Here is a 24,608-nt window from a genome sequence, read left to right as displayed (position 1 = left end):
GCGCTTCGGTGTCGCTTCACTTTCGCTTGCTCTCCCGACCGCTTTATTAATGTAGCAACCACGAACCGCTTCTGTCAACTGTTTTGAAAAACTTTTTTGGAAAACTCTCAAAAGCTCCAAGGGCGCAGCTTTTGGGCCACAATGGGTTATGCGTTGAGCGCTTAAGGAAAGGAATCTGTGAATTTTCAGTTGGTGATTGCTACATTACACAAGTTCTGGAGCGATCGCGGTTGCCTGATCGCTCAGCCCTACGATATTGAGAAAGGGGCAGGCACCAAGAATCCTCATACCTTTTTAAGATGTCTTGGACCTGAACCTTGGGCTGTGGCTTATATCGAACCTTGCCGTCGTCCCACAGATGGACGCTATGGCGAAAATCCGAATCGCTATCAACACTATTATCAGTATCAAGTTTTGATTAAGCCTTCTCCAGATAATATCCAAGAGATATATCTGGACTCGCTGAGAGCTTTGGGTATTCGTCCTGAGGATCACGATGTCCGGTTTGTAGAAGACAACTGGGAGGATGCCACAGTAGGAGCTTGGGGTGTCGGCTGGGAAGTTTGGCTAGATGGGATGGAAATCACTCAGTTTACTTACTTTCAGCAATGCGGAGGCATTGATTGTAGACCTGTCTCAATTGAGATCACTTATGGTTTAGAGCGATTAACCATGTACCTCCAACAGGTCGATGCATTGACCAAAATTCGCTGGACTGACGATCTTACCTATGGAGACGTTCACCTCCAGGGAGAAATTGAGCAGTGTGTATACAACTTTGAAGCATCCAACCCAGAGTTGTTGTTTACCTTATTTGGTCTATACGAGCAGGAGGCAGAGCAAATAGCTTTACGCGGACTTGTCTTACCAAGCCTGGATTATGTTTTGAAGTGTTCTCACACATTTAATTTGCTGGATGCGAGAGGGGTCATTTCTGTAACCGAGCGGACGCGCTACATTGGCAGAATTCGCAAGTTGGCACGACGAGTTGCTGAACTGTACTTGCAGCAACGAGAGGCACTGGGATTTCCGCTGTGTAAACTACAAGAAGCTAAAGAACCAGTAGCTCAAAACTAGCAACAAATTTGGAGGATAGGTATTTCAGTGGACTGGTTTAGATGCTTCTGAAGACGAATGCAACCTTTTAGTAAAACCGAAATTGATAAAGGAGGTGGTAAGACGCTTGCGAAGGCAGCAGGCTGTACTAGTGGCTTTTTTTCTCAGGTAATGCATCAGCAATCAATACAAAGAGTCTGCATTTGAAATGGATTGAATTGTGCTGTATTGCTAGCTGTTAGCGAACATTATCTGTATGACTAATTTTGGGGGCAATCAAGTAGTGTTGCAGACAGTTCACAATTCTTACTTAGGAAGCACAGCAATGTGTATGCTGTTTCTGCACGCTGTACTGAGCTTGAAGATAAGTTTGACTATCTAATGAACTTAGCCAATGGCGTCATTTTAAGTTTGGCTTATATTCTGGGCTTGCTTTCTACGGGATTACCCTGGGGGAAGTACGGAATACTAGCCTTAGGGATTGGGGCAGCTGTTGTCTTGCCCCGATTTTGGCGAACAGGCCCGAAAGCGAGAGTGTGGCTGGTGGCTGGAGTTGTTGGGTTGCTAGCAGCACTTTATTTTCAAATGCGAATGCCGCAACCAGCGGCGAATAACATTAGCAAGTTTGTGTCTGCCCAAAATATTAGAGGCCAAGAGCAGGTTGTCACTGTTCAAGGCAAGATTGCAACTCCACCCCGACTGACGCAAAGTCAGCGATCGCAGTTTTGGCTAGAAGCTACAAAATTGAATGAGGTCAAGAACGGCAACAACAAACCCGCTGATGTCAGTCAAGGGGTGACTGGTAAGTTATACGTGACTTTGCCATTACTACAAGCAACAGGTTTATATCCAGGTCAAGAAATAGCAGTAACTGGAGTCTTGTATAAACCTAAGCCTGCTGCCAATCCAGGAGGCTTTGACTTTCAAGCTTACCTAAAAAGAGAAGGTGGGTTTGCCGGTCTCAGCGGACGTCAAGTTAGCTTTGTTAATGAACCAGAAAAACGTCCCTGGGGATTTTGGACTATCCGGCGGCGGATCATTCAATCTCAAGTACGTTGGTTAGGCAGTCCAGAGGGTCAGCTGGTCAGTTCGATGGTGTTGGGGAATCAGGCGGTAGATTTACCCTACGATGTTCGCAATAAATTTATCCAGAGTGGTTTGGCTCATGCCCTTGCAGCGTCTGGGTTTCAAATTTCTTTGATTCTGGGTGTGGTGGTGGCTCTGACCCAGCGTTTTTCGGTGCGATCGCAATTTATCATTGGGTTCACTGCCCTACTTGTTTTTGTAGGTTTAACGGGGTTGCAGCCTTCTGTGGTTCGAGCTGGAGTGATGGGTGTCGGAGCTTTAATTGCTTTGGCGATGGAACGAAAGGTAAAGCCGCTGGGTTCGCTCCTACTTGCTGCCACTCTCTTGTTGCTGTTTAATCCCCTATGGATTTGGGATTTAGGTTTTCAACTGAGTTTTTTAGCCACCCTAGGATTATTAGTTGCAGTACCTACGGTTACAAAATGGCTGGATTGGTTACCACCCGCGATCGCATCTTTGATTGCGCTTCCAATAGCCGTTTTTCCCTGGGTTTTACCCCTACAACTTTATGTCTTTGGTCTAGTATCTCCTTACAGCATCCTGGCAAACATAATAAGCACCCCTTTAATCTCCATCATTAGTATTGGTGGAATTATCAGCGCCTTAGCATCATTGATCTGGCCCTTAGCTGGCAGTGCCTTGGCTTGGTTGCTCTATTACCCATCCCAAGGGCTGATTCTGCTAGTGGAATTTTTTTCCCAGTTACCAGGAAATTCTGTTGCTGTCGGTACCATCTCTATTTTGCAACTGTTAGCTCTATACGGACTAATTGCTCTGGCTTCGCTGAGCAAATGGTGGCGTCGGCGTTGGTGGTTTGCGGGTCTAATTGCTGCCAGTTTAGTGGTTGTCCCAGTTTGGCAGACAAAAGCAACTTTATTTCGAGTCACGGTGCTTTCTACGCCGGGAGAGCCAGTTTTGGTGATTCAAGACAAAGGAGAAGTCACCCTGGTTAATAGTGGGGATGATAGTACAGCTAATTTTACTGTGCTGCCTTTTTTACAACAGCAGGGCGTCAATCAAATTGACTGGGCTGTGGTAACAGATTCTCAACTTAGTTCTAGAAGTGGCTGGCCTAAAATTTTGGAACGGCTCCCAGTGTCAAGCTTTTATGCTAACACTGCTTCTATTGGTAAACTTTCGACTCTAGGCGTGAAGATTCCAACTCAAGCTTTGCCAGTTGGTCAGAGTGTACCAATTGGAGCTTCAGTCATCAAGTTAATTAGTAGCCAACCACCAGTAGTGCAACTACAAATCGGCAACCAGATTTGGTTAGTGGTGGGAAATTTTAAGCCAGAGGAAAAGGAAAGAAAGTTAGCGCTTCTGAAACAATTACCTCCAGCCCAGGTGCTTTGGTGGTCTGGAGAAAATTTACAAGCTGATATATTGCAAAAGATGCAACCCAAGGTAGCGATCGCTGCCTCCGCAACTATCGATCCAGAAACGACGCAAGAGCTGCGAAAAATCAAAACCCAAGTCTATACAACCGAGCGTGATGGAGCAGTCCAGTGGACTCCTAGTGGTAGGTTTGAGACAACGCTGGAAGCAACGGAAAACGATGTTGGTATGAGCTATTAGGAATGGGGAGTAATATTTTCCGGCTGTAGAGGTAAAGCTTAAATAGATAACTGACCTAGCACTCAGACTACCCCGATTGAGACAATAAGATTTGCTGCTCCTGGCAGAGCGTTACCGAAATCGGCGCAGGCGCTTTGGCTTACGTTTCAACTTGATTGCTGCCATTATCAACTTTGAGCTTGCCTCCTCTTCCTATTCATGCAAGAGGTCTATTGAGCCTTTTTTATAACCGTTTAGGAGATTTGAGAAACAAGCTTTTACAAAGCACTGTTGGGCATTACTCATTCAAAAAATGATTGAGGCTTGAAGCGAAACAATTTTAATTTTAAAATATTCACCTGCAATCAAACAAATGACCCCCGTATTTCTACGGTTTTAGAGGGAGAAGAAGTATTTCAGCGAGAATTTATATTTTTTCCGACATTTTTTTCGATAGCTTATTTACCGAAAGCCTCTACCCGATGCTAATAATGTTTTTCAGAACCCTCTCCAGAATGGAAACTACTCAACCTGCCTTGATAATAAATGGATATGCAGTGACGATTACCTCAAGTCGCGGCATGATGCTTTACTGGAAATTATTCGTTAGGCAGAAGAGATTGACGGAATTTAGTATATACTGATAATGCTGAGTTATTAACCAAAGGTTAATAAAGATAGCGCTTGGAGAGGTGGCAGAGTGGTTGAATGCGACTGACTCGAAATCAGTTGTGGCGGCAACGTCACCGGAGGTTCAAATCCTCTCCTCTCCGTTGAATTCAGACAATTAGTGAGATGGGCTGAACGCCTTGATTTGGTGGCGTCACGCGACCAATTATTTGGCTGTAGGTATATCCCAAAGTTTTGAGTGAGGCGACACAAGCATCAGCGCGTTCATCTGGAATCGCAGCTAAGAGTCCGCCAGAAGTTTGGGGATCGAATAGAAGAGGGTAAGTAGCGCGATCGCTAACTGTTGATAAATTGCTAATCTGGCGGGATGCTCGTAAATTCTGCGGGTGTAAAGAACTCACAATTCCCATTTCCAGCGTTTCCAAGGCACCTTCTAGAACTGGGATAGCTTCTAAATTGAACTCCACCGCCACCTGAGATGCTTGGATCATTTCCAGTAAATGCCCCAGCAATCCAAATCCTGTAATATCCGTACAGGCAGTAACTCCATGTTTTAATAAACACTTAGCGGCTGCTTGATTTGACAGCAGCATCGAGTGGACTGCATCATCAATCCACCGACCTTTTGCTTGCAAGCGCATCTGTGCAGCAAATAGAGTTCCCGTTCCTAGCGCTTTGGTCAAAATTAGCACTTGCCCCGGCTTCATACCTCCTTTTCGTAGCAGCTGATTGGGATAGGCTAAGCCGTTACAGGATAAACCAAAAGTTAGTTCTGCTCCTTCTGTGGTGTGTCCGCCTACCAGAGGTGTTTGCGACTGTTGCAGCACTTTAGCAGCACCCGATAACAGTTGATAAAGGGTTTCCTCCTGCTTTTCTTCCCAGGCGTAGGGAATAGTGGCAATTGCCAGCGCACTCTGAGGAGTAGCACCCATTGCAAAAATATCGCTTAAGCAATGATTAGCGCTAATTTGAGCAAAGATAAACGGGTCATTAATTAGACTTCGGAAATAGTCTAGGGTATGAACCATCACTTGATCTACTGGCACCTTGACTACGGCAGCATCATCTGGTGCATCAAGTCCAATTAAAATATCTTTACGATTACCAACTTCAGGGTGTTCTAATTTAATACGGTGTAGGACTCGTTCTAATGTTGTACTACCGACTTTAGAACCGCAACCAGCACAACGCATTGGGGGATTAGGGATTGGGGATTGGCTGTTGGGGATTGAGGATGGGGTGACGGCTGACATTTCCGGCAAGTTGTGAAAGCGTGCCATAAATTCGCGGTCAATGCGGTCTTTCCAGTGCCAAAACAAGCGCGATTCCCAACTAAAAGCTCCCCAAGAAGCGATCGCATTTTTATCCCCTGTACCAATTAAACTAAGATATTGTTTCTGCGGCTTATACGGCTTGAGTGGGTTCCCTAGTAGCGTCCGCCGCAGGTTGTTAAAAAGTGGCTTCCCCTGACGTACCGCAAAAACTCCCGCTTTGGGACGGGGATGATGAATCATCGTGGCAATATCACCTGCGGCAAATACTTGGGGATGAGAGAGCGATCGCAAAGTATCATCTACCTGGATAAAGCCTTTAGTATCAGTAGCCAATCCAGAGGCTTGCAGCCAACGAGGTGCCGATGCTTGTGTTACCCAAAAAACGCGACACTCAGCAGGAGTCCCCTCGCTAGCGCATTCAACCACTAAACCAGACTCACAAATAACCTTGTGCGGTTGAACTTCACACACCTTTTCCCCTAAATACAACTCAACCCCACGCTGGATCAAAATTTTCTGGAGACGCCGACCCACCCAGGGGTTATAGTTCGGTAAAAGCTCAACACCGCTATGGAATAGATGGATTTCTAGATTTTCTGGAAACTGCTGGGAATGCTCAAAAAATTGATGCAGGCGAGATTGCATTGCTAGTGCCAGTTCCACTCCACCAGCACCTCCACCCACAATGCTAAGCTGTATCGGTTTCTCAGGCGTTTCTGCAACACTTTTCAGCAGATGATCCCATTTACTTAATAATTTTGCTACAGGTTTAGCCGGAATAGCGTATTCCGCTGCACCTGGTATAGATATTGTGGCTGGGGTACTGCCGATATCAATTGATAACAGATCAAATGCAACATCTGGATGGTTAGCACAGATGACTTTATTATTTTCCAAATCTAAACCAATCGCTCGGTCAAGATAAAATTGCGCTTGGGCAAATTGGGCAAGGCGTCGCAGATCGATGTGACTTTCATCGTAGTCATAAAAGCCTGCCACATGACCGGGCAACATACCAGAATAGGGCGTATGAGAAGTGTCTGTAATCAGCGTCAGGCGGACTCCCGGTAACGGTTTCATGCCGAACATTTTCAATACAATGGCATGGCTGTGTCCGCCACCAATCAGCACTAAATCTTTAACAATCGGAGATGTTACCTGCATCGAAAAGCTAGTGTTTAAATTTTCCAGGGTAACGAGATGCCACCCCTATATATCATGGTAATTACTTCGGACCTTGCAGAGTGCATAGCACCTATCACACCGTTGTTCAAGTTACACTACCTTGTGTAACAGTAAAACTGAACATCTAACCTCATGATTGACCTTTACACCTTCACGACACCGAACGGGCGCAAGGCTTCTGTCATGTTGGAGGAAGTTGCGCTTCCTTACAACGTCCATAAGATTGACATCACGAAGGGAGAGCAATTTACGCCAGAATTTGTAGCAATTAATCCGAATAGCAAGATTCCCGCGATTGTTGACCAAGATACTGGCATGACAGTTTTTGAATCGGGTGCTATCCTGATCTATCTAGGAGAGAAAGCTGGGAGATTCTTACCTACAGAACAAAAAGCTCGCTTTCAAGTGCTGGAGTGGCTGATGTTCCAAATGGGAGGCATCGGGCCAATGTTTGGTCAGTTAAACCATTTTAAGAAGTTTGCCCCAGAAAAGATTCCTTACGCAATTGAGCGATATGAGAAAGAGACCCTACGGCTTTACGGTGTCTTAGACAAACAGTTGGCAGATTGGGAATTTATCTGCAATGAATACTCGATTGCCGATATTGCCACATTTCCTTGGGTTGCTAGCTATGAATTTCAAGGTTTAACACTAGATAATCATCCAAATCTTAAGCGCTGGTTTGAAACAATTCAGCAGCGTCCAGCCGTACAGCGCGGGATGGCAGTTCCATAAAGAAAGCAAAAGTTAAAAAGCAAAATGTAAAGGAGTAAGGTGGGCAGTGCCCACCTATTTATTTTAAGTATAGGCGATCGCCTATACTAACCATCAGGCAAGAAAGGGTTATCAACTATAGATCCAAAATCGGTAAGATAGCTCCCATTAGTTTTTATATTTATCCAAATTTTGGACAGCTTTATTATTTAATTTATTGCTCTTATTTTCGCTCAAATATAAACAAAAATAAATCTTCAAATAAAAGTAAAAAATATCTTAAATCATCCCAAATAAGCCTTCATAACCCGCTCATCCTTAAGCAAGTCAGAAGATTTTCCGGTCAAGGTGATGCAACCAGCTTCAAGTACATATCCTCTATCAGAAACTTCAAGAGCCAGATTAGCGTTTTGCTCAACTAAAAGGATGGTTACTCCTGTATCGCGGAGATTTTGAATAATGGAAAAAATTTCTCTGACAATTGCAGGAGCAAGACCCAAGCTTGGCTCATCTAGTAGTAACAGTTTTGGACGGCTCATCAAAGCACGAGCGATCGCTAACATTTGCTGTTCGCCACCGCTGAGTGTCCCAGCAAGTTGATTGCGACGTTCTTTAAGACGTGGGAACATCTCAAATTGACGATCAATATCAGCCCTTACGACTTCCTGGTTGGAGTGGATATAAGCACCCAATTCTAAATTATCAAAAACAGTTTGTCGTGCTAATACTCTACGTCCTTCCGGAGAATGAGCAATTCCTAGCCGCACTACTTCATGAGGTTGGCGATGAGTAATATTGCGACCGCTGTAAATAATACTACCAATTCGGGGATTAATTATTTTAGAGATAGCGCGTAGGGTAGTACTTTTTCCAGCACCGTTGGCACCGATAAGAGTGACAACCTCGCCGTTCTTGACAGTCAGGCTAATATCGTTTAAGGCTTGAATTCCACCATAATTAACAAAAATATTTTTAAGTTCTAGCAGGGGAAATTTTTCTTGTCCCTCACCTGATTCTCTGGATTTATCAGCGTTCATCAACGTTTAAAGCCCTCATTCATTTCCCAAGTAAGCTTCAATTACAGACGGATCGTTTCTAATAACTGATGGCTCGCCCAAAGCAATCAATTTACCAAAATTTAACACGGCAATGCGATCGCATAATCCCATTACCAGCGGCACGTGATGTTCAATTAAGATTACCGTCAAGTTAAACTGTTGGCGGATTTCTCGGATAAATTCGCTTAATTGGTGTTTTTCGCTAGGATTCATCCCAGCAGCAGGCTCATCTAGCAATAGAATTTGCGGTTCTAACGCTAGCGCCCTGGCAATTTCTAACCGACGCTGATCCCCATAAGGAAAATTTCGAGCTTTTTCTTCAGCGCGATCGCTTAATCCCACCATATCCAGTAATGCGATCGCTTTTTGTTTATTTAACTGTTCTCGCATAGACGCTGATGGCAAACTCAACAGCCCAGTTAACAAAGTAGATAAAATATTAGCGCTCTTATTATGAATATGCCGCGCAATCATTACATTTTCCAGGGCCGTAAGATTACCAAACAAGCGAATATTTTGAAAAGTTCTGGCAATACCTTTAGCAGCGATTTGATGGGGAGGGCGCTGGGAAATTTCCTCGCCTTGATAGACTAATTGCCCGCTGGAAGGCCGGATTAACCCAGTCATCAGATTAAATAGTGTAGTTTTACCAGCACCATTGGGGCCAATTAAACCAAAAATCTCATTTTTATGAACCGTGAAAGATACATTATTCACCGCTACTAAGCCACCAAACTGGCGCATTAGTGCTTTTGCTTCCAGACAGGGCAAAGTGTCAAGTTTTAAAGGTGAAATTTCATCCTTCATGCTTTATTCTTCATTTTTCTCTTAAACAATTCTGGCGTCACCAAGCCTTGTGGGAAAAATATCGTTCCCACAACTATTAGGAACCCAAAAATAATCAAGCGACCATCTCGGAGGAATCCTGCTAACCAGGTAGGTAAACCGCTAGTATCTGCAATTCCCCTTAATATTTCCGGCAAAGCTGTAAATACCATACCACCCAATACAGGTCCTACAAAAGTTCTGGTGCCACCAATTAAGACAGAAGTTAAATAAACAATACTGGCATCAAAAGTACCTTGTCGGGCGTTCCAGGTATTGAGGAAATGGGCACTAATTGCACCAGCTATTCCTGCCAAAATCGCGCCTAGCGTGAAGGCTAAAACCTTGTAGTAAGTTGGGTTAATTCCCATCGCCCCCGCAGCTAATTCATCTTCTCGAATTGCTGTAAATGCCCTTCCTGCCCGAATTCGTTCAAGTCGATAAAGCAATACCATACTAATTATTAGTAAAGGCACCACTACCCACAAATACTCAATGGGTGTTTGGAAAGGCTGAGGGATGCCAAAAATACCGACAGCGCCGCCAGTAATATCCAAATTTAGCGATAGGACGCGCAAAACTTCTACAAAGGCAATGGTAGCGATCGCTAAATAGATCCCCCGCAACCGCAGCGCCGGAATCCCCACCATAATGCCCAATATGCCAGAGACTATACCAGCAACCAGCATCTCCAATAACAGCAGCGGAATCGGGAATAAACCGCCACTAACGCGAAATACCTGGGTAGATAGAATCGCTGCAATATATCCGCCCAGCGCATAAAAACCAGGACTAGCTAGAGATAACTGTCCAGTCATCAGCGGTAGGTACAACGACAATCCTAGTAGTGCCCCCAACACCATAGAAACGATCAGCGATCCATAAGTGTTCAAAAAATCACTCATTGCAACACATTAAAAATAAAAAATTAACGAGCAATATTTAGTTTTACATTTAACATTCCAATAACTATACTTTTTGAATCAGCCGACGCCCTAGCAAACCCTGAGGTCTAACTATCAGCATTATGAATAGTATTCCAAAAGCAAACGCATCCTTATAAGCAGAATAATCTGAAGGGACAAATGCCTCCACAAGTCCGATCGCTAAACCTCCCAAGACGGCACCAGGAATACTTCCTAAACCACCTAGTACAATAACAGCTAAACCCTTTAGTCCAAATGCAATACCCAAGTAGGGTCCAGCGATACTTACACTAGACCCTACTAAAGTCCCTGCCAATCCAGCTAAGAAACTGCTGACGAAAAACGTCAGGACAATAAAGAAGTCGGTATTGATCCCTAGCAAACTAGCAGTTATCGGATCTTCAGCTACAGCTTTCATCGCCTTACCGAATTTAGTACGATTTATGCAATAAGTGAGGATCGCCAAAATTATTACACATACACTAAAAATTACAATTTGAACGCTACGGATAGGAATTGGGTTTTCTCCCGTACCAAAGTTGATAGAAGGAGGCAAGTTACCGTAAGTATTTGCAGGAAAACTATAACTTTCTGCTCCCACCAAATACTGGATTAAATTTACAATTACTAAGGCTACACCAAGGCTAGAAACTACCGTCAGCAGAGGATCAGAGCCTTTACGTCGCAAAGGTCGAAAAGCAACACGCTCAATTCCAACCCCAACCAAACCAGCCAGCGTACTCCCTAAAATTAATGCTAGTGCAAATGGAAGCTTTATCGGTAAACTTGCATTTGCAAATAATCCGTTAAATCCGAATGTTCCTCCCATCAGGGCATAAGTGAAGTACGCCCCTAAAGTAAAGAGCGCTCCATGAGCAAAATTAATGATCCCTAAGATAGAAAAAATCAGGGTGTATCCCAAGGCGAAAATTGCATAAACACTGCCAATAGACAAACCGTTTAGGAATTGTTGTAAAAACAGAGTGATATCCATATGTTTTTGATTAAGGTGGGCTTTGCCCACCCTACTCTTATTTAAGTAAAGCGAATTTACCATTATTTCCGTCTGCATCTACCTTTAGCTGTGCGACGTAGAATTCTTTTTGTTTGACATCTCCTACTGGCGTAAAGCCAATCTCACCTAGTGGCGTCTGGTAAGTACCAGCCAGCAACTGCTTGTTCAGTTCTGTACGCAGTTGTGGCAGCGGCATTGTGCTGATTTTGGTTTTCTGATTTAAAGCTTTCAGAGCCTCTGCATACACTTGAACCGCTGTAAAGGCTTGGGCACTAAATTGTGGTGGTTCTTTTTTATATTGATTGAGATAAGCGGTGCGGAAAGCAGTGTTCACCTCACTAGAGTATTCAGGGCTATAAGCTTGTGCAACGAGAACTCCATCGCAGAGAACTTTACATACATTAAATATATTGGAAGTATTAAATCCATTGCCCCCAACAATCGTACCTTTATAACCCAGTTCCCGCAGTTGGCGAACCAAGTTTCCTCCGTCTGCCGCCAGCCCAGAAATAATTACTAAATCGGGTTTTAAGTTAATAGCATTGGTGGTTTGCGATTGAAAATCAGTATCGCTCGTCTGGAACTTTTGTACGGTTACTAAATCAAGTTTCTGGTCTTTAACTGTTTGCTGAAAAATTTCTGTCTCCGACTTACTAAATGCATCATTCTGAGCGTAAAATACCGCAACTTTCTTGATATTTGGGTTAAGCTTGAGGGCTGCTTTTAGCGAGAGAGGGGCGACAATGGAAACGGGTGCTGAGACACGAGCAACATAATCTCCAATCTCCGGAATTCCTTTAGCTGTGTTGGATGCTCCAATAACTGGCACTTTGGTTCTCTCTGCAATGGGGTCGGCACTAAATGCTTGCTGCGAAAGAGTTGGTCCAACAATTCCGACAACTTTATTCTGACTAATCAGGGTTTGGAAGGCATTGATAGCTCCGGCTTCCTCTCCACCTGTGTCCTGAACAATCAATTTAATCGGGGTACCGTCAATACCACCTTTGTCATTAAAGTATTTCTCGGCAATTTTGGCACCTGCAATGCCTTCCTGACCGAGGAGAGCGACGTTACTGGTTTGCGCTAAGGCAATCCCAATTGGAATGGCACTAGATGAACCTGGGGCTGCTGAAGGGGCAGTAGTGGGGTTTGTGCCCACAGGGTTCGTTTGGGTGCAGGCTGACAGTAAGAATGCAACGGTAAGAAATACGGCAGAGGTTCGCACAGCAGGTCGTTTCATAGCTCAGTAGATTGTAGATATTTTAGAAGGCTGTTTTTTTCAAACCGGCTTTCTATCTATATTTTCGGTTTTTTTGTGTCTACCTACTAAGGTATGAAATATTCCTTGAGAATTTTACATTCTTCCCATGACAATTCCCCAAAAATAATCCTCGAATGGACCCTCAGCTGCGTCTACGTGCATCTTTCTTGCCCAAGTGTAGATGTCGAAGCTGATATGTCCGCTATCGTGGTGCCAAGGTTTACCTGGTTGAATCACAATATTGCCTAATAGGGAAATCCAGTGAGTCGGGTAAGGCAGCAGTGGCGGTTTGTTGCTGAGTAACCCTTCTGCCGTAACCAAAGCAAACGCTACGCCACCGCTGGCGATGACTTCTGCGGCTTCGCGCATCGCATCAAATTCGCCATAAATATAGGTATGGGCATATTTAAATTGACGATAGCCCAGCACTTCTTTCACCCAGCCTTTCATTTCCCAAGATTTCGTCATCCCGCCCAGATTCCGAATGATGTTGGGGGCGTTGGGTTCGACTGGAAAAATCAGGTTTTCTGATTCGCGCAAGGTTGCCAATAGCATCCAATCTGCCATCCCCATCCGCAGTCTGCCTTGGCTTTGGCGCAGTCTGGGCGATGCTTGAATATATCGAGTTCTCGCTTGAAAACCGCCGATTTCAAATAAACTGCGGCAAATTTGTACGTATTTGAGGGGCTGTTTGCGAACCAGCTCAAATACAATCGATGCTGGCCCGCAGAAGGGTTGTCCCCCTTGATTTACTTGAAAGGGATCGATTAGACGCGATCGCATATCAGCAATAACTTGCTGTTTATCCAAACTAGACCAAACGCTGGGAGCGCTAGATTGCTCGAAGTCTGCGATCGCTCGCTGTGCTTGTTGCAAATCAGTTAAATTTGGCAGTTGAGAAGTCATCAGCACCTCATGCGATTGAAGAAAGATTGCCAGCGAGTTTCAGGTTAGCAGGTTAGCAATTATAGACTCAAACGATCCTTTAAACCTTCACCCTGACAAGCCTTCAATCCTCCACTCTGCAAAATTTCTCAACACACCTGACAAATATCTCAACACCCATCTCCAGTGCTGTTTCATCAAAATTAAATCGCGGATGATGGTGCGGATACGCTAACTCTTTTTCTACATTCGCCGAACCCAAGAAGAAATAGCAACCGGGCACGGCTTGCAAAAAGAAAGACATATCTTCGCCGCCCATTGTTTGGCATTCTGGCACAATTCCAATCGGAGTTTCTACCACCCCTTCCGCCACAGAACGCACGAGTTCCGTCATCTTGGCATCATTAATCACCGGAGGATAAAGCCGCTTGTAGTCCAGTTGATAAGTGGCACCGTGGCTTTGACAAATACCCGCAATAATCTGCTCAATCCGTTGCGGAATAAGTTCTCCTAGAACCGGATTGAAATATCTCACAGTACCCGTGAAGAAAGCCGTATCAGCAATTACGTTAAGCGCTTTGCCTGCATGAAGTTCCCCGACAGTAACGACGGCGGACTCTAGGGGCGAGACATTTCGAGCCACAATTGTCTGCAAGGCAGTAACAATATGAGCGCTGACTAAAATTGAATCAACTGTTTGATGAGGAATCGCCCCGTGTCCGCCTTTGCCTTGAATCGTGCAGCGAAAACCTTCTGTTGCTGCCATCAAAGCACCTGTACGGACTCCCACAGTGCCGAGAGGCAGATTATTCCATAAATGCAGCCCGATAATCCCATCCACCTGGGGATTTTGTAAGACACCGGCTTCAATCATCGGCTTGGCACCTCCTGGCCCTTCCTCAGCGGGTTGGAAGATAATTTTTACAGTGCCAGCAAAGTCATCGCGATGCTTAGAGAGATAGTAAGCCGTCGAGAGAGCGATCGCTGTATGTCCATCATGACCGCAAGCGTGCATCACTCCATCATGCTGCGACCGATAAGGCACATCATTTTCTTCTTGAATCGGCAGAGCATCCATATCAGCCCGAATTGCCAACACTTTACCGGGTTTATTACCAGTAATTGTGGCAACAATTCCAGTATTTGCAATGCCAGTTTCATGTTCAATTCCCCATTCTTGCAGTTTTTGGGAAACTAACTCGGCAGTTAAATGCTCTCGAAAGCCTAATTCAGGGCGCTGATGCAGCCGCCGCCGCAACTCCACCAGCATCGGCTGCAATGCTTGAATTTCCGGTCGAATCCGAGATGAATCAACAGAAAGAGGGCTTAAAGAAGTGGCAAACATCTTATTCAGACTCCAAAAATTTATGATGACGTGAAGGAATTAATCGGGTAGGGCGGTGTATCGCCAGAACTTGAGGTTATCTTTGAATTTTGGTTAAAGTGGCATCAATCGCTCTATATCTAAATCTGACGCAACTTGAGCGAGTTTACCGAGATCGCTGAGGTCGCTCAGATTGGGCAGAATCCCAAAAACTGGGGTATTGGTAAAAGACTCAATCAAATCGCTTGGGCACCAATCGGCGATTTCTTGTTCGGTACGAGGTTGAACGCAATTCAGGACGATGCCTTTGAGGTGGACACCCGACTGACGAGAGAGGGCAACATTCGCAACCGCTTGGGCGATCGCTCCTAATCTTACCGGCACCACTAATACCGTTGGCAACCCCCAATCCCTAGCCAAATCCGCCACCGTGAGTTCGTGCGTAACCGGCGAACCCAATCCTCCCAATGCTTCTATCAGCACAAAATCTCGCTGACGCCGCAGATTTTCAAACGCTTGCCAAGCTTTTCCTAAGTCAACACTCCTTCCTTCCCGTTCAGCAGCGATGGGAGGCGCTAAGGGTGCCTGGAAGTACAACGGATTAATTTCCTCTAAAGATTGATTGAGAGAAAATAACTGATTGTAAAGTTCTCTATCCCCAGTTCCCGACTGAATTGGCTTCATCATCCCTAAGCTTTTGGCAGGACAATACATCTGCCAATAAGCTGCCAAAGCCGCAGTCAAAACTGTTTTCCCAGCGTCCGTATCGGTTCCAGTAATTAGTAGCGCGTTCAAAGTAGTTGTCACTCGTCAGTTGTCACTCGTCAGTTGTCAGTAGAAGTTGGAAGCTTGTAAAGTTGGAAATCCATCTTCTAAGGTTTACCCACCATCGATTACCCATTACCGAACACTAATATCTAGCGTAAAGGGTGTATCCTCTGGCGCAATTACATCAATTTGATAATTTCCAGCGCGAGGCACCTGAGCCTGCCAAGACAAAACGCCAGAGGCATCTTCCACGAGAGTGCCATCGGGATACCGAATATCTAAAGTTGCCCCACCTGGTTGAATGTCCGCCTTCAGTACCTGCCCTTGTTGCACATTTACCAAGTAACGCTTAATCCGCTGCGGACTGGTTCGAGCCGAAACCTGCACAGCCGGTTCGCCGGGAGGGAAGGTAATCGATTGAGTATCAAATTGACCGGCGGGAGGAGTGGGAGTAGGAGTAGGTGTCGGAGTGGGTGTGGGTGTCGGCGTTGGCGTTGGGACTGGGTTCGCAAGGCTAATCTGTAAGTTATAGTCGCTCTGAGGCAACCCCTTGATCGGACTTAGCTGAATGGTGTAATTGCCGGTAAAGGGAAGCGTTCCTGTCCAACTTCGGACTCGCCTAGCATTGTTACTAATTGGGTTTTGATCGGGTCCCAACACCGTCATTAACACGCCTTCGTCATTCAGCAAGGAATTTAATTGTTGATCTTGTTCTCCACGAATGATGTAGTTCAGAGTTTCGTTTCCTTTGAGATTTCCTTGTTTAGTCAGCGTTTGACCGGGTACTAAGTTTAGGCGCTGACTGTACGCTACTGGTTCTAAGCTGGGTGTGGGCGTTGGCGTTGGTGTGGGCGTTGGCGTTGGTGTGTCAGAAACTATCGGCGTTGGATCTAGTTGAGGCTGCCGATTAATCACAAAGCTGACTAACGCCCAAGAACCCAGTCCAGCTAATAAAGCAAGACTGATTACAACTGCGAAGACAGCCCAAGGGTCTTCCCAAGTCGAGCGGCGCGGTTCGGGAATCACTGGATCGGGACGAGTTGGACGGTTAGGATTGGGATTGACCGGGTTGCCAGGAGTATTTTGGTTAGGCGTCACCGGATCGGGTCGGCGTCCTACCGCAACTGTTTGTACTTGGGAAGTAGTCGGACGGGGCGGTTGGGGGCTGGGAGCTGGCGGTTGCGGGTTAGCAGGCGGTGGTTGAAAAGTCGCTGGTGGAGGTTGAAAAGTTGCGGGTGGCGGTTGGATCGGTGGTGGAGGTTGAAAAGTTGCGGGTGGCGGTTGAAGAGCGGCGGTTGTATTCGTCAGAGATTGGAGCGCTTGTACAACTTCTCCAGCTGATTGGTAGCGATCGCCCGGTCGATAACTTAACATCCGATTCAATACTTGAGCGAACCCATCGCTGACGTTCGCCCACCTGCGCCATTGCCACGTTAGCTGAGTCGCATCCAGCAATTCTGCTGGCTCTTTGCCTGTGAGCATTACCGCAGCCGTCGCCGCTAAAGCGTAGAGGTCGCTGCTAGGGTAAGCTTGCCCTGCCTGTATTTGTTCGCTGGGGGCATAACCGGGTTTCCCCACCGTTGTCGCGATTGGTCTGGTAACATCTGGTAGCTGAAACCGAGTTGCCAGCTCCTTAACCACGCCGAAATCGATCAGCACAGGTAAGCGATCGCTCTCCCGTAAAATAATATTGTCCGGCGCAATATCCCGATGAATAATCCCTTTAACATGGATGTGCGCTAAGACGGGCAACAACTGCCGCAGAAATTGCACCACTTCTACCTCCGAGAAAGTGTTGCCTTGACTCCGACGCTCATCAAGCAGCATCCGATAAGTCTTCCCCTCCACATAGTCCTGCACTAGGAACAACCGCTGATCTTGCTCAAAAGTAGCCCGAAACTGGGGAATCTGCGGGTGCTGGATTTGGTAAAGAGTCGTCGCCTCTCGCTGAAACAGTTCCCTTGCTTTCTCCAGTGCATAAGCTGATTCTTGAGCAGGAATTAATTCCTTTAAGGCACATCGTTCGCTAAAGCGCCCCTGGTCTTCTGCTAGATACGTTCGTCCGAACCCTCCCTGACCGAGAATACCGATCAAGCGGTAGCGGTTTTGTAGAATCGTTCCAATGACAATCGGGGGTTGCATAAATAAGGACTTGGGAAGAAGGGCTTTTCAAGATGCAATTATGACAAAGCTATGCTACCTTACCTTTTTGGATCTATTTTGGCAAAAGCTGTCGCTCACCGTTCCATCAGCTTCTAATCTTTGCTTGTTGGAGCTTGTTGGAAAGTGAGTCGCTCCCCCCAGCCATCAGTCGGACTTTCCGATCCGGCTAATCGGCGATCGCGTTCCCTTAATGTATTTTTACTTTGCTTTCTATTTGTTAAAAAATTATTTATTATCAAAGCATTTGTCTAGAAATCTGTACATTTGACTTGCCTATGCGATCTAAAGTTTATGTTTTATCAGGAGAAATACGGAGACGTTATCTTGACAGTTTACTTAAGATTCCAAAAACTAAGGCATTCTACTGAGATGCTCATACCTGAAGAAACCTGCATTGAAGAGTTAGGTTCTCAAACTTAAGACCAAAACTTTCTAATTCTTGTCTGTAGAGCAATTTTTTAGATATTCTGTAACCAGTGATTCAGATATTCATCCCTTCTTAACAAATAAATTTGATAAGTCTTTTCGGCGACAATGATAAGATTGCGATCGAAGTAGCTCTTGAGGGTCTGCTGTGCTCCGTTCTCCCACTATATCGCTTCAGCCTACGCTGCCACAAATAGCAGATAACAATCGTCTGCGACTGTTTTCCGGCTCTGCTAATATACCCCTCTCTCAGGAAGTTGCTCGCTATCTAGGCATGGACTTGGGACCAATGGTTCGCAAGCGGTTTGCTGATGGAGAGCTTTACATTCAAATTCAAGAATCGATTCGAGGGTGTGACGTCTACTTAATTCAACCCACTTGCCATCCGGTGAACGATCACTTGATGGAATTGCTGATCATGGTTGACGCCTGTCGCCGCGCCTCGGCTCGACAAATTACGGCAGTCATTCCCTACTATGGCTACGCTAGAGCCGACCGTAAAACAGCAGGACGCGAATCCATTACCGCCAAGCTGGTTGCGAACCTGATTACAGAGGCTGGAGCCAGCCGGATTTTGGCGATGGATTTGCACTCAGCCCAGATTCAGGGATACTTTGATATTCCCTTCGATCACGTCTACGGCTCACCCGCCCTCATCAATTACCTGGCAAACAAGCAACTATCTGACTTGGTTGTTGTTTCACCGGATGTAGGTGGTGTGGCTAGAGCTAGAGCGTTTGCGAAAAAGCTGAACGATGCGCCGTTGGCGATTATTGATAAGCGTCGGCAAGCGCATAACGTAGCAGAAGTAATGAATCTGATTGGCGATGTCGAAGGCAAAACAGCCGTCTTAGTAGACGACATGATTGACACCGGCGGCACCATTTCAGAGGGCGCTCGGTTGTTACGCAAAGAAGGCGCTAGGCAGGTATATGCCTGTGCTACCCATGCAGTTTTCTCTCCACCCGCGATTGAGCGGCTCTCAAGCGGGATATTTGAAGAGGTGATTGTCACCAACACCATCCCAGTCCCCGAAGCAGATAGATTTAAACAACTGACGGTTCTTTCGGTCGCCAATGTGCTGGGCGAAACTATTTGGCGGGTTCACGAAGATAGTTCTGTCAGCAGTATGTTCCGATAAATCTTAATCCGCGAGGGATGTAGTTTTTTTAGGTCTAGGGACATGGCAATGCCATGTCCCTACAAGATTACAAGTAATGCAAAAATTCTCCTGGGACTAATCGCAACTCGCCAGATGTAAAACGATTAATTTCTACCCAAAGTGCCGCTTTTTGGCGATCGCCTTCAGCAAAAATTGTTCGTTCAATCTGATAAAGCTTGGGATCGACAAAATCACATTGATACAGTTGAATGATTTCGTGACCAGGCTTCCCATTGAAAGTAAACAAATTTTCGATACAGCCAAGATATCGAATATTCGTTAATTCAGCCTGGATTTCTTCTTGAAATTCTCGTTGCAGTGCTTCGAGGCTGGTTTCTCCAAAGTCAACGCCGCCCCCTAAGGCGCGATAAAATGTATTTTGCTTAACGGGGTCATAGCCTTCGGAAATAAAAATGCGCTCGTCGTTCCGAATCAGCCCCAAGGCAAGCACCCGAATTTCACCTGATTTGTGCATCGTTTTTGTCAATTTTCGTTGTAACTAAAGGCAGCCCGACTTTCGCTACCCTCAACAGGCCAGTCTTCATTTTCGCCGCCAATGTACAAACGTTCAATTCTTACGTATTCGTTGTTCAGCTGGTTGAGGGAGTTAATCAAGACATCAAGCGCGATCGCATCACTGGTTCCCAAATCGAGCCAGCACCGTGCCCATCCCCCTTCGTACTCAAACTCGCCCATATTATGCATGAGCGAGACCATCGTGTTATCCGCTGCGTCAGAATCGTAATCCATGTAGCTGATATCTAAACCCGTATCCTGGACTTGGAGATTTTCTGCATTAAATCCTCCCAATTTCCCCAAGAAGAACCAGGAGTTAAACACCTCCTCGACATACTGCTTTTCCATCTCCGAGGGAACCATGCTGAACTCCAGCCAGATCCACAGATCGAAAGGGTTAAACTCGCGGAACACTACCTGCATATCAACCGTGAAGTATAAAGTGTAAAGGATGAAATTCGAGAAATCGGCTTCAATTCATTGTTTTGGAACCGCAAACTCATTTCATCCTTTCTTTCATCCTATCGTTTATACTTCATCCTTTTAGGCTTTATCCTCCCGTAATCCGGCGTTGTGCTTTATCGCGTTCTCGCTTCAGCTGTTTAACGACGTTCGCCGGGAGTTGGGCTTCTTTTGCGATCGCTTTGTCAAAATTCTCCACCGCTCGCTTGATCAAATCTTGGTTATTGTTTTTCTTCTTCCCTTGCTCAACCAGGATCTGCCCCTTGAGATAGAACAATTCTGGGTTATTTGGCGTGATTTGACTTGCCTTCTCCGCAAATTCCCACGCCTTATCGTACTTCTTCAAGTCCCGATAGCCGACGGCAATTCCTCGATAAGCCAAATAAGACGGGCTTGCTTTTTCTAAGCGTTCAATCGCTTGATTGGGGTTAGAAAATGGCAAATTCACCGCAATCATCAAATCCATATACCCCTTGAGCAAGTTGAGTTCTGCGTCATCAGGTGCTACCTTTTCAGCTTTATCGAGGTATTCAAATACCTGCTGCAATTTACTCAAAGCTTGCGGGCCACTTTTGATCGCATCTCGATTCGCGATCGCAATCGTATGAGCGCCTTGTAAAAAATGACCTACTGCGGTGTAGAGATTTCCCCGCAAGGGATCGCTTGCTGTGAGCTTCTCAGCCGTTTGCAGCGTCTTGTCCGCGTATAATTTAAACTCATCTAACAAAGCTTGTTTTTGTTGCTTGCTCTCCGCACTTTCCCCTTTCCAGTCAATAGAGGAGTAGGTGAGAGACGCCTTCATTGCGTATGCTAGGGGTTCGTTGGGTTCCTGCGTTTCCGCTTGCTGTAGGTAACGCTTTGCTTCTAGATAGTTTCCCTTTTCAAAGATTGCCTTGAAAGCAGCTTCTGTACTGTCTCCGATATTCCGAGGATTGCTAGAGCGAAAAGGGTCATCCGCTAGACTAGGGCTAGACCAAACGCTGACTGCCATCAGCGATGCGAGCAGAGCAAAACGTGCAGACGCTGGCGCGATCAAAGGCTTAGAGCAAATCGCGGGTGTATTTGCGATCGCAGAAACAATCTGCTTCGGAACCGAAAATCGATCCATTATCGTCATCCTCACAAAACCTTACGCTTGAGTGAATGCTGTCTCCAATGTTAAATGCTATCTAGTAACGCCAGAAAATATTCTGTTACCATCGCCCTTCGGCTCAACATTTAGAAACAACAAGTGTATAATTAGTCACTTCTAGATAAAGAGAGTTAAATGCGTTTGACGCCTTTACTAAATTCCAGGTTCCGGAAAAATTTAGTTAATTTTTTTTAAATGCCAAGGATAAAAGTAGAAATAAAGAGATCCGGAATCGCGGATAAAATTTGTTTTGCTCAAAAACAGGTTTTGTTCAGTTTTTCTTGTGCCGAATAATTTAAGTCAAAATTAAAGAAGGCTTTTTTGTTCCCAACTGGATGCCTTGACGAGTTCGCTTTCTATTTTCTATTCGGGTAATTAATGCTCTATCTCAAAAACCTGACTTATCACCCCCCGGCTGCCCCTACTGCGATTCTAAAAGCCCTTAATTTAGAACTGGCACCGAACAATCTGGGTCTTGTCATTGGCCCAAGTGGCTCTGGCAAAAGCACATTTTTAGAAATTCTCGCAGGTCTGGCGGAAAAAACGGATGGTGCCCTCTATTGGCGAGACCAAGAACTGACTCCCGAACATCTGCAACAGTTGGGAGGATTAGTCTTTCAATTTCCAGAGCGGCATTTTTGTGGCGGGACAATTTTAGAAGAACTGCGGATGGGGCATCCAGAGTTGGGATCGGAAAAAGTCACGGAAGCTCTGCAAGAAGTAAATCTGGCACATCTGCCGTTGCATACCTCACCGCATTCCTTGAGTGGAGGTCAACAGCGACGCCTTGCTCTAGCAGTGCAGTTAATTCGCCAACCTCATTTGCTGTTGTTGGATGAACCCACTGCTGGGCTAGATTGGTCAATGCGGCGTCAGCTAGTTAGTTTATTAGCAAAACTCAAAACCCATTGGACACTGTTGGTTGTCACTCACGATGCGGGTGATTTGTTAGCGATCGCCGATCGATGCTGGACAATTAACCACGGAGAATTGCAATCGGTGGAACCAGCGTCATTGGAAGCTAAAGTAATTGAGCCGCAACCAGCAGCTTAAATGGGTTTGGGCGGTTGTAGGGCGAACCCTTTCCCGAAGGGTAATTCACAAATTTAAAAAGTTGAAGGTTGGCGGTCATGGGTGAGATTGAGACGCTAATGTTGCCGGAAATGGCAGACATCTGGCAGCAAACATTAGGCTGGCAGCCGGAAGCCGAACAAAGGCAACAATTTCAGCGCCTTTACGAGCTAATTTTGGTAGGAAATCGCCAGCTAAATTTAACTCGCATCACCGAACCGACAGAGTTTTGGGAAAAACATCTGTGGGATTCTCTGCGAGGAATTGCACCCCTGCTATCCTCCCATTCGGAAGGGACAAGCGATCGCTTGTCCCTTCCCTCCGTCGAACGCGCTATCGATATTGGGACTGGAGGAGGATTTCCGGGGATTCCCATGGCGATCGCCCTCAGCCATTGCACCGTCACTTTACTGGATGCCACGCGCAAAAAAATCGCGTTTTTAGAAACTCTGATCGATCAGATGGGGATTCATAATGCTGCTACTTTGACTGGTAGAGCCGAAGAAATTGGTCAACATCCCCAGCATCGAGCTTCTTACGACTTGGCACTGGTGAGAGCCGTCGCCACAGCATCTGTCTGTGCAGAATATGCCCTCCCGTTACTAAAACCCGGTGGCTTAGCCATCCTCTATCGAGGACAGTGGACAGAAGAAGAAACCAATGCTCTACAACCAGCGCTTGTGCAATTGGGTGGTGTCATTGAGTCGATAGAAGGGTTTACGACTCCTTGTAGTCATAGCGATCGCCACTGTCTTTATCTCCGCAAAGTGGCACCCACGCCGAGGGAATTTCCGCGCACTGTCGGCTTACCTGCTCAAAAGCCACTTTAGCCGCAGGCGATGGCAGGGTGGGGTTTTTTCGTATTTGTGGGTCATCAACCAGATTCGATATTATCCATTCTCGTAACGCTGCAACAGACTGGCTAAAAACTCAGCGGCTGTGGTGTAGGTTCGCGTTTCCGCTTTTCCCTTTACTGAACTTACCCACCAACCTTGTGCAGTTTGAGGCGATCGCCATAATTCTAAATGCTCTACTGGCGGATCGGCATAGAAACTCTCTTCGCCACTTCCCAGTACCGCTGAACTCCAGTGTGTAAAGTAATCGTGACTGAGTCGATGGATGGGAAAGTTACCAGACAAAGGCATACCCCAGCCATCTAGCGCAATCAAAGCTTTAACCGTTCCTCCTGATAGCTGCCACAGCCAAGCCGCTCCAATTGCCCCCACAACACCCGCACTGAAGCTAATAAAGATTACGGGTGATGCTTGGGAGCTAGGCGGACTAAGATTTACGCACAAATAATTGTAAATAGCCGCTGCTGAGTAAGCGGCGAATTCTTGAACCGGAAAAATCAACAGGTTCTCTCTCTTTTTTGGCTGTAATTCTTCCAGAAAATTCTGCGTTAGCGCTGGATCGTGGATACCTGGGCAAATAATGACGTTCATCATTTCTAAAGGTTAGGGGCAAATGATGACGAGCATCATTTGAATTATGAAAATATCTTACAGACAAAACATCGATCTTCAGATATAAAAAATCTTAGAAATACTTTCAAAGGGTTCAATTCAGGGTGTAACTAGTTGTTAGCGGGTTCCAGCAGAATCTATGATTTCAATGATTAGTAAATTTGGACTTACACGCTTTAGCTAAAGACATAAACTGCCTGTCGCTATTATGTTGCACTTATTATTTGACAAGAAATGTATGTGACAAGAAGTGAAAAAACAGGGTGACTGTACGTGACAGTGGCAAAATTCCTGAACACAATCCCAACACGTTCTGTTGGATTCAGGAAACACTTAGCAAAAGAGACAGAAGAGGATAACAGCGCTTCAGTGAAATCTAGCGATCGCTAAGTGTATGCCCTTGTGGCTGTTCGTTTACAGAGGATATGCGGTGGCGTCGCGACGGCTGCCCTTCCTCGTTGGCATTGGGGTTTCGATTGCGGCGCTGTGTCTCTGGCAAGGACTAGAAGCACTAGACCTCCTGCATGAATAGGAGAGCGTGTGACAGTGGGCAATTGTTGCTAGGAAAAGCACGCTAGATTTTGATGAGAACGAATTCTAGAATCAGCGATGCAATACCGAGAGTTGGAGCATCTATCAAATCCTGAGT

At 45.8% G+C, this 24,608-nt stretch carries 21 protein-coding genes and 1 tRNA gene; 8 read left to right on the top strand and 14 right to left on the bottom strand.

Going from position 1 to position 24,608, the window contains the following annotated elements; all coding sequences use genetic code 11:
• Positions 1–177 precede the first annotated feature (177 nt).
• The 3 genes from glyQ (at position 178) to NDI44_RS28190 (ending at position 4,469) form a co-directional block, all read left to right on the top strand.
• Positions 178–1,077: a glycine--tRNA ligase subunit alpha gene (glyQ, locus tag NDI44_RS28200; RefSeq protein WP_190415998.1), complete on the top strand. Its 900-nt coding sequence runs from the start codon at positions 178–180 to the stop codon at positions 1,075–1,077.
• 360 nt (positions 1,078–1,437) lie between these two features.
• Complete coding sequence (locus NDI44_RS28195; RefSeq protein ID WP_190415997.1) at positions 1,438–3,717, top strand: ComEC/Rec2 family competence protein; 2,280 nt, start codon at positions 1,438–1,440, stop codon at positions 3,715–3,717.
• Positions 3,718–4,382: 665 nt separating this feature from the next.
• A tRNA-Ser gene (locus NDI44_RS28190) sits at positions 4,383–4,469 on the top strand.
• 6 nt (positions 4,470–4,475) lie between these two features.
• Here NDI44_RS28190 and selD read toward each other — a convergent pair.
• Positions 4,476–6,764: a selenide, water dikinase SelD gene (selD, locus tag NDI44_RS28185; protein WP_190415996.1), complete on the bottom strand. Its 2,289-nt coding sequence runs from the start codon at positions 6,762–6,764 to the stop codon at positions 4,476–4,478.
• 153 nt (positions 6,765–6,917) lie between these two features.
• Between selD and NDI44_RS28180 the strand changes: the two genes are divergently transcribed.
• The gene (locus tag NDI44_RS28180; RefSeq protein ID WP_190415995.1) at positions 6,918–7,520 is read left to right on the top strand and encodes a glutathione S-transferase N-terminal domain-containing protein; all 603 of its coding nucleotides are present in this window, start codon (positions 6,918–6,920) and stop codon (positions 7,518–7,520) included.
• A gap of 263 nt (positions 7,521–7,783) precedes the next feature.
• On the opposite strand, the gene NDI44_RS28175 is transcribed toward NDI44_RS28180, so the two are convergent.
• The 9 genes from NDI44_RS28175 to NDI44_RS28135 form a co-directional block, all read right to left on the bottom strand.
• Entirely contained in the window at positions 7,784–8,536 is a 753-nt protein-coding gene (locus NDI44_RS28175) for an ABC transporter ATP-binding protein (protein ID WP_190415994.1), read from the bottom strand.
• Between the two features lie 15 nt (positions 8,537–8,551).
• Positions 8,552–9,364 carry an ABC transporter ATP-binding protein gene (locus tag NDI44_RS28170; RefSeq protein ID WP_190415993.1) on the bottom strand — a complete coding sequence of 271 codons (813 nt, stop codon included), beginning with the start codon at positions 9,362–9,364 and terminating at the stop codon, positions 8,552–8,554.
• Positions 9,361–10,287 carry a branched-chain amino acid ABC transporter permease gene (locus NDI44_RS28165; RefSeq protein WP_190415992.1) on the bottom strand — a complete coding sequence of 309 codons (927 nt, stop codon included), beginning with the start codon at positions 10,285–10,287 and terminating at the stop codon, positions 9,361–9,363. The genes NDI44_RS28170 and NDI44_RS28165 overlap by 4 nt, the downstream gene beginning before the upstream one ends.
• Positions 10,288–10,351: 64 nt before the next feature.
• Complete coding sequence (locus tag NDI44_RS28160) at positions 10,352–11,302, bottom strand: branched-chain amino acid ABC transporter permease (RefSeq protein ID WP_190416003.1); 951 nt, start codon at positions 11,300–11,302, stop codon at positions 10,352–10,354.
• Between the two features lie 37 nt (positions 11,303–11,339).
• On the bottom strand, positions 11,340–12,563 hold the full coding sequence (locus tag NDI44_RS28155; RefSeq protein ID WP_190415991.1) for an ABC transporter substrate-binding protein: 1,224 nt from the start codon (positions 12,561–12,563) through the stop codon (positions 11,340–11,342).
• 114 nt (positions 12,564–12,677) lie between these two features.
• On the bottom strand, positions 12,678–13,490 hold the full coding sequence (locus NDI44_RS28150) for a hypothetical protein (RefSeq protein ID WP_190415990.1): 813 nt from the start codon (positions 13,488–13,490) through the stop codon (positions 12,678–12,680).
• A gap of 103 nt (positions 13,491–13,593) precedes the next feature.
• Positions 13,594–14,814 (bottom strand): M20 family metallopeptidase, encoded by a 1,221-nt coding sequence (locus NDI44_RS28145; protein WP_190415989.1) that lies wholly within the window; start codon positions 14,812–14,814, stop codon positions 13,594–13,596.
• A gap of 93 nt (positions 14,815–14,907) precedes the next feature.
• Positions 14,908–15,588 carry a dethiobiotin synthase gene (gene bioD, locus NDI44_RS28140; RefSeq protein WP_190416002.1) on the bottom strand — a complete coding sequence of 227 codons (681 nt, stop codon included), beginning with the start codon at positions 15,586–15,588 and terminating at the stop codon, positions 14,908–14,910.
• Between the two features lie 105 nt (positions 15,589–15,693).
• Positions 15,694–17,703 carry a serine/threonine-protein kinase gene (locus NDI44_RS28135; protein WP_190415988.1) on the bottom strand — a complete coding sequence of 670 codons (2,010 nt, stop codon included), beginning with the start codon at positions 17,701–17,703 and terminating at the stop codon, positions 15,694–15,696.
• 595 nt (positions 17,704–18,298) lie between these two features.
• Between NDI44_RS28135 and NDI44_RS28130 the strand changes: the two genes are divergently transcribed.
• A complete protein-coding gene (locus NDI44_RS28130; RefSeq protein ID WP_190415987.1) occupies positions 18,299–19,291 on the top strand; it encodes a ribose-phosphate pyrophosphokinase in 993 nt (330 codons plus the stop codon).
• Positions 19,292–19,358: 67 nt separating this feature from the next.
• Here the strand turns inward: NDI44_RS28130 and NDI44_RS28125 are convergent, their stop codons facing one another.
• From NDI44_RS28125 to NDI44_RS28115, 3 genes are all read right to left on the bottom strand, one after another.
• Positions 19,359–19,787, bottom strand: a complete 429-nt coding sequence (locus NDI44_RS28125) for an NUDIX hydrolase (RefSeq protein ID WP_190415986.1) — start codon at positions 19,785–19,787, stop codon at positions 19,359–19,361.
• An 8-nt stretch (positions 19,788–19,795) separates the two neighbouring features.
• On the bottom strand, positions 19,796–20,251 hold the full coding sequence (locus tag NDI44_RS28120) for a DUF3531 family protein (protein WP_190415985.1): 456 nt from the start codon (positions 20,249–20,251) through the stop codon (positions 19,796–19,798).
• Between the two features lie 127 nt (positions 20,252–20,378).
• A complete protein-coding gene (locus tag NDI44_RS28115; protein WP_190416001.1) occupies positions 20,379–21,281 on the bottom strand; it encodes a Sll0314/Alr1548 family TPR repeat-containing protein in 903 nt (300 codons plus the stop codon).
• A gap of 519 nt (positions 21,282–21,800) precedes the next feature.
• On the opposite strand from NDI44_RS28115, the gene NDI44_RS28110 reads away from it, so the two are divergent.
• Entirely contained in the window at positions 21,801–22,475 is a 675-nt protein-coding gene (locus tag NDI44_RS28110) for an ABC transporter ATP-binding protein (RefSeq protein WP_190415984.1), read from the top strand.
• A gap of 77 nt (positions 22,476–22,552) precedes the next feature.
• The gene (gene rsmG / locus NDI44_RS28105) at positions 22,553–23,323 is read left to right on the top strand and encodes a 16S rRNA (guanine(527)-N(7))-methyltransferase RsmG (protein WP_199305030.1); all 771 of its coding nucleotides are present in this window, start codon (positions 22,553–22,555) and stop codon (positions 23,321–23,323) included.
• 60 nt (positions 23,324–23,383) lie between these two features.
• Here the strand turns inward: rsmG and NDI44_RS28100 are convergent, their stop codons facing one another.
• Positions 23,384–23,938: a hypothetical protein gene (locus NDI44_RS28100; RefSeq protein WP_190415999.1), complete on the bottom strand. Its 555-nt coding sequence runs from the start codon at positions 23,936–23,938 to the stop codon at positions 23,384–23,386.
• A gap of 415 nt (positions 23,939–24,353) precedes the next feature.
• On the opposite strand from NDI44_RS28100, the gene NDI44_RS28095 reads away from it, so the two are divergent.
• Positions 24,354–24,491: a hypothetical protein gene (locus NDI44_RS28095; protein WP_339380845.1), complete on the top strand. Its 138-nt coding sequence runs from the start codon at positions 24,354–24,356 to the stop codon at positions 24,489–24,491.
• Positions 24,492–24,608: the final 117 nt, after the last annotated feature.

This window comes from Trichocoleus sp. DQ-A3 (assembly GCF_039961975.1).
GTDB lineage: Bacteria > Cyanobacteriota > Cyanobacteriia > Cyanobacteriales > FACHB-T130 > FACHB-T130.
The sequence above is the reverse complement of the archived record's forward strand: the minus strand, read 5'-3'. Positions and strand labels throughout refer to the sequence as shown.

Coding starts and splice junctions, on each gene's coding strand:
- NDI44_RS28195 (WP_190415997.1), top strand. CDS start 1,438: ATGAACTTAGCCAATGGCGTCATTTTAAGTTTGGCTTATATTCTGGGC.
- selD (WP_190415996.1), bottom strand. CDS start 6,764: ATGCAGGTAACATCTCCGATTGTTAAAGATTTAGTGCTGATTGGTGGC.
- NDI44_RS28180 (WP_190415995.1), top strand. CDS start 6,918: ATGATTGACCTTTACACCTTCACGACACCGAACGGGCGCAAGGCTTCT.
- NDI44_RS28175 (WP_190415994.1), bottom strand. CDS start 8,536: ATGAACGCTGATAAATCCAGAGAATCAGGTGAGGGACAAGAAAAATTT.
- NDI44_RS28170 (WP_190415993.1), bottom strand. CDS start 9,364: ATGAAGGATGAAATTTCACCTTTAAAACTTGACACTTTGCCCTGTCTG.
- NDI44_RS28165 (WP_190415992.1), bottom strand. CDS start 10,287: ATGAGTGATTTTTTGAACACTTATGGATCGCTGATCGTTTCTATGGTG.
- NDI44_RS28160 (WP_190416003.1), bottom strand. CDS start 11,302: ATGGATATCACTCTGTTTTTACAACAATTCCTAAACGGTTTGTCTATT.
- NDI44_RS28155 (WP_190415991.1), bottom strand. CDS start 12,563: ATGAAACGACCTGCTGTGCGAACCTCTGCCGTATTTCTTACCGTTGCA.
- NDI44_RS28150 (WP_190415990.1), bottom strand. CDS start 13,490: ATGACTTCTCAACTGCCAAATTTAACTGATTTGCAACAAGCACAGCGA.
- NDI44_RS28145 (WP_190415989.1), bottom strand. CDS start 14,814: ATGTTTGCCACTTCTTTAAGCCCTCTTTCTGTTGATTCATCTCGGATT.
- NDI44_RS28135 (WP_190415988.1), bottom strand. CDS start 17,703: ATGCAACCCCCGATTGTCATTGGAACGATTCTACAAAACCGCTACCGC.
- NDI44_RS28125 (WP_190415986.1), bottom strand. CDS start 19,787: ATGCACAAATCAGGTGAAATTCGGGTGCTTGCCTTGGGGCTGATTCGG.
- NDI44_RS28120 (WP_190415985.1), bottom strand. CDS start 20,251: ATGCAGGTAGTGTTCCGCGAGTTTAACCCTTTCGATCTGTGGATCTGG.
- NDI44_RS28115 (WP_190416001.1), bottom strand. CDS start 21,281: ATGGCAGTCAGCGTTTGGTCTAGCCCTAGTCTAGCGGATGACCCTTTT.
- NDI44_RS28110 (WP_190415984.1), top strand. CDS start 21,801: ATGCTCTATCTCAAAAACCTGACTTATCACCCCCCGGCTGCCCCTACT.
- rsmG (WP_199305030.1), top strand. CDS start 22,553: ATGGGTGAGATTGAGACGCTAATGTTGCCGGAAATGGCAGACATCTGG.
- NDI44_RS28100 (WP_190415999.1), bottom strand. CDS start 23,938: ATGAACGTCATTATTTGCCCAGGTATCCACGATCCAGCGCTAACGCAG.
- NDI44_RS28095 (WP_339380845.1), top strand. CDS start 24,354: ATGCCCTTGTGGCTGTTCGTTTACAGAGGATATGCGGTGGCGTCGCGA.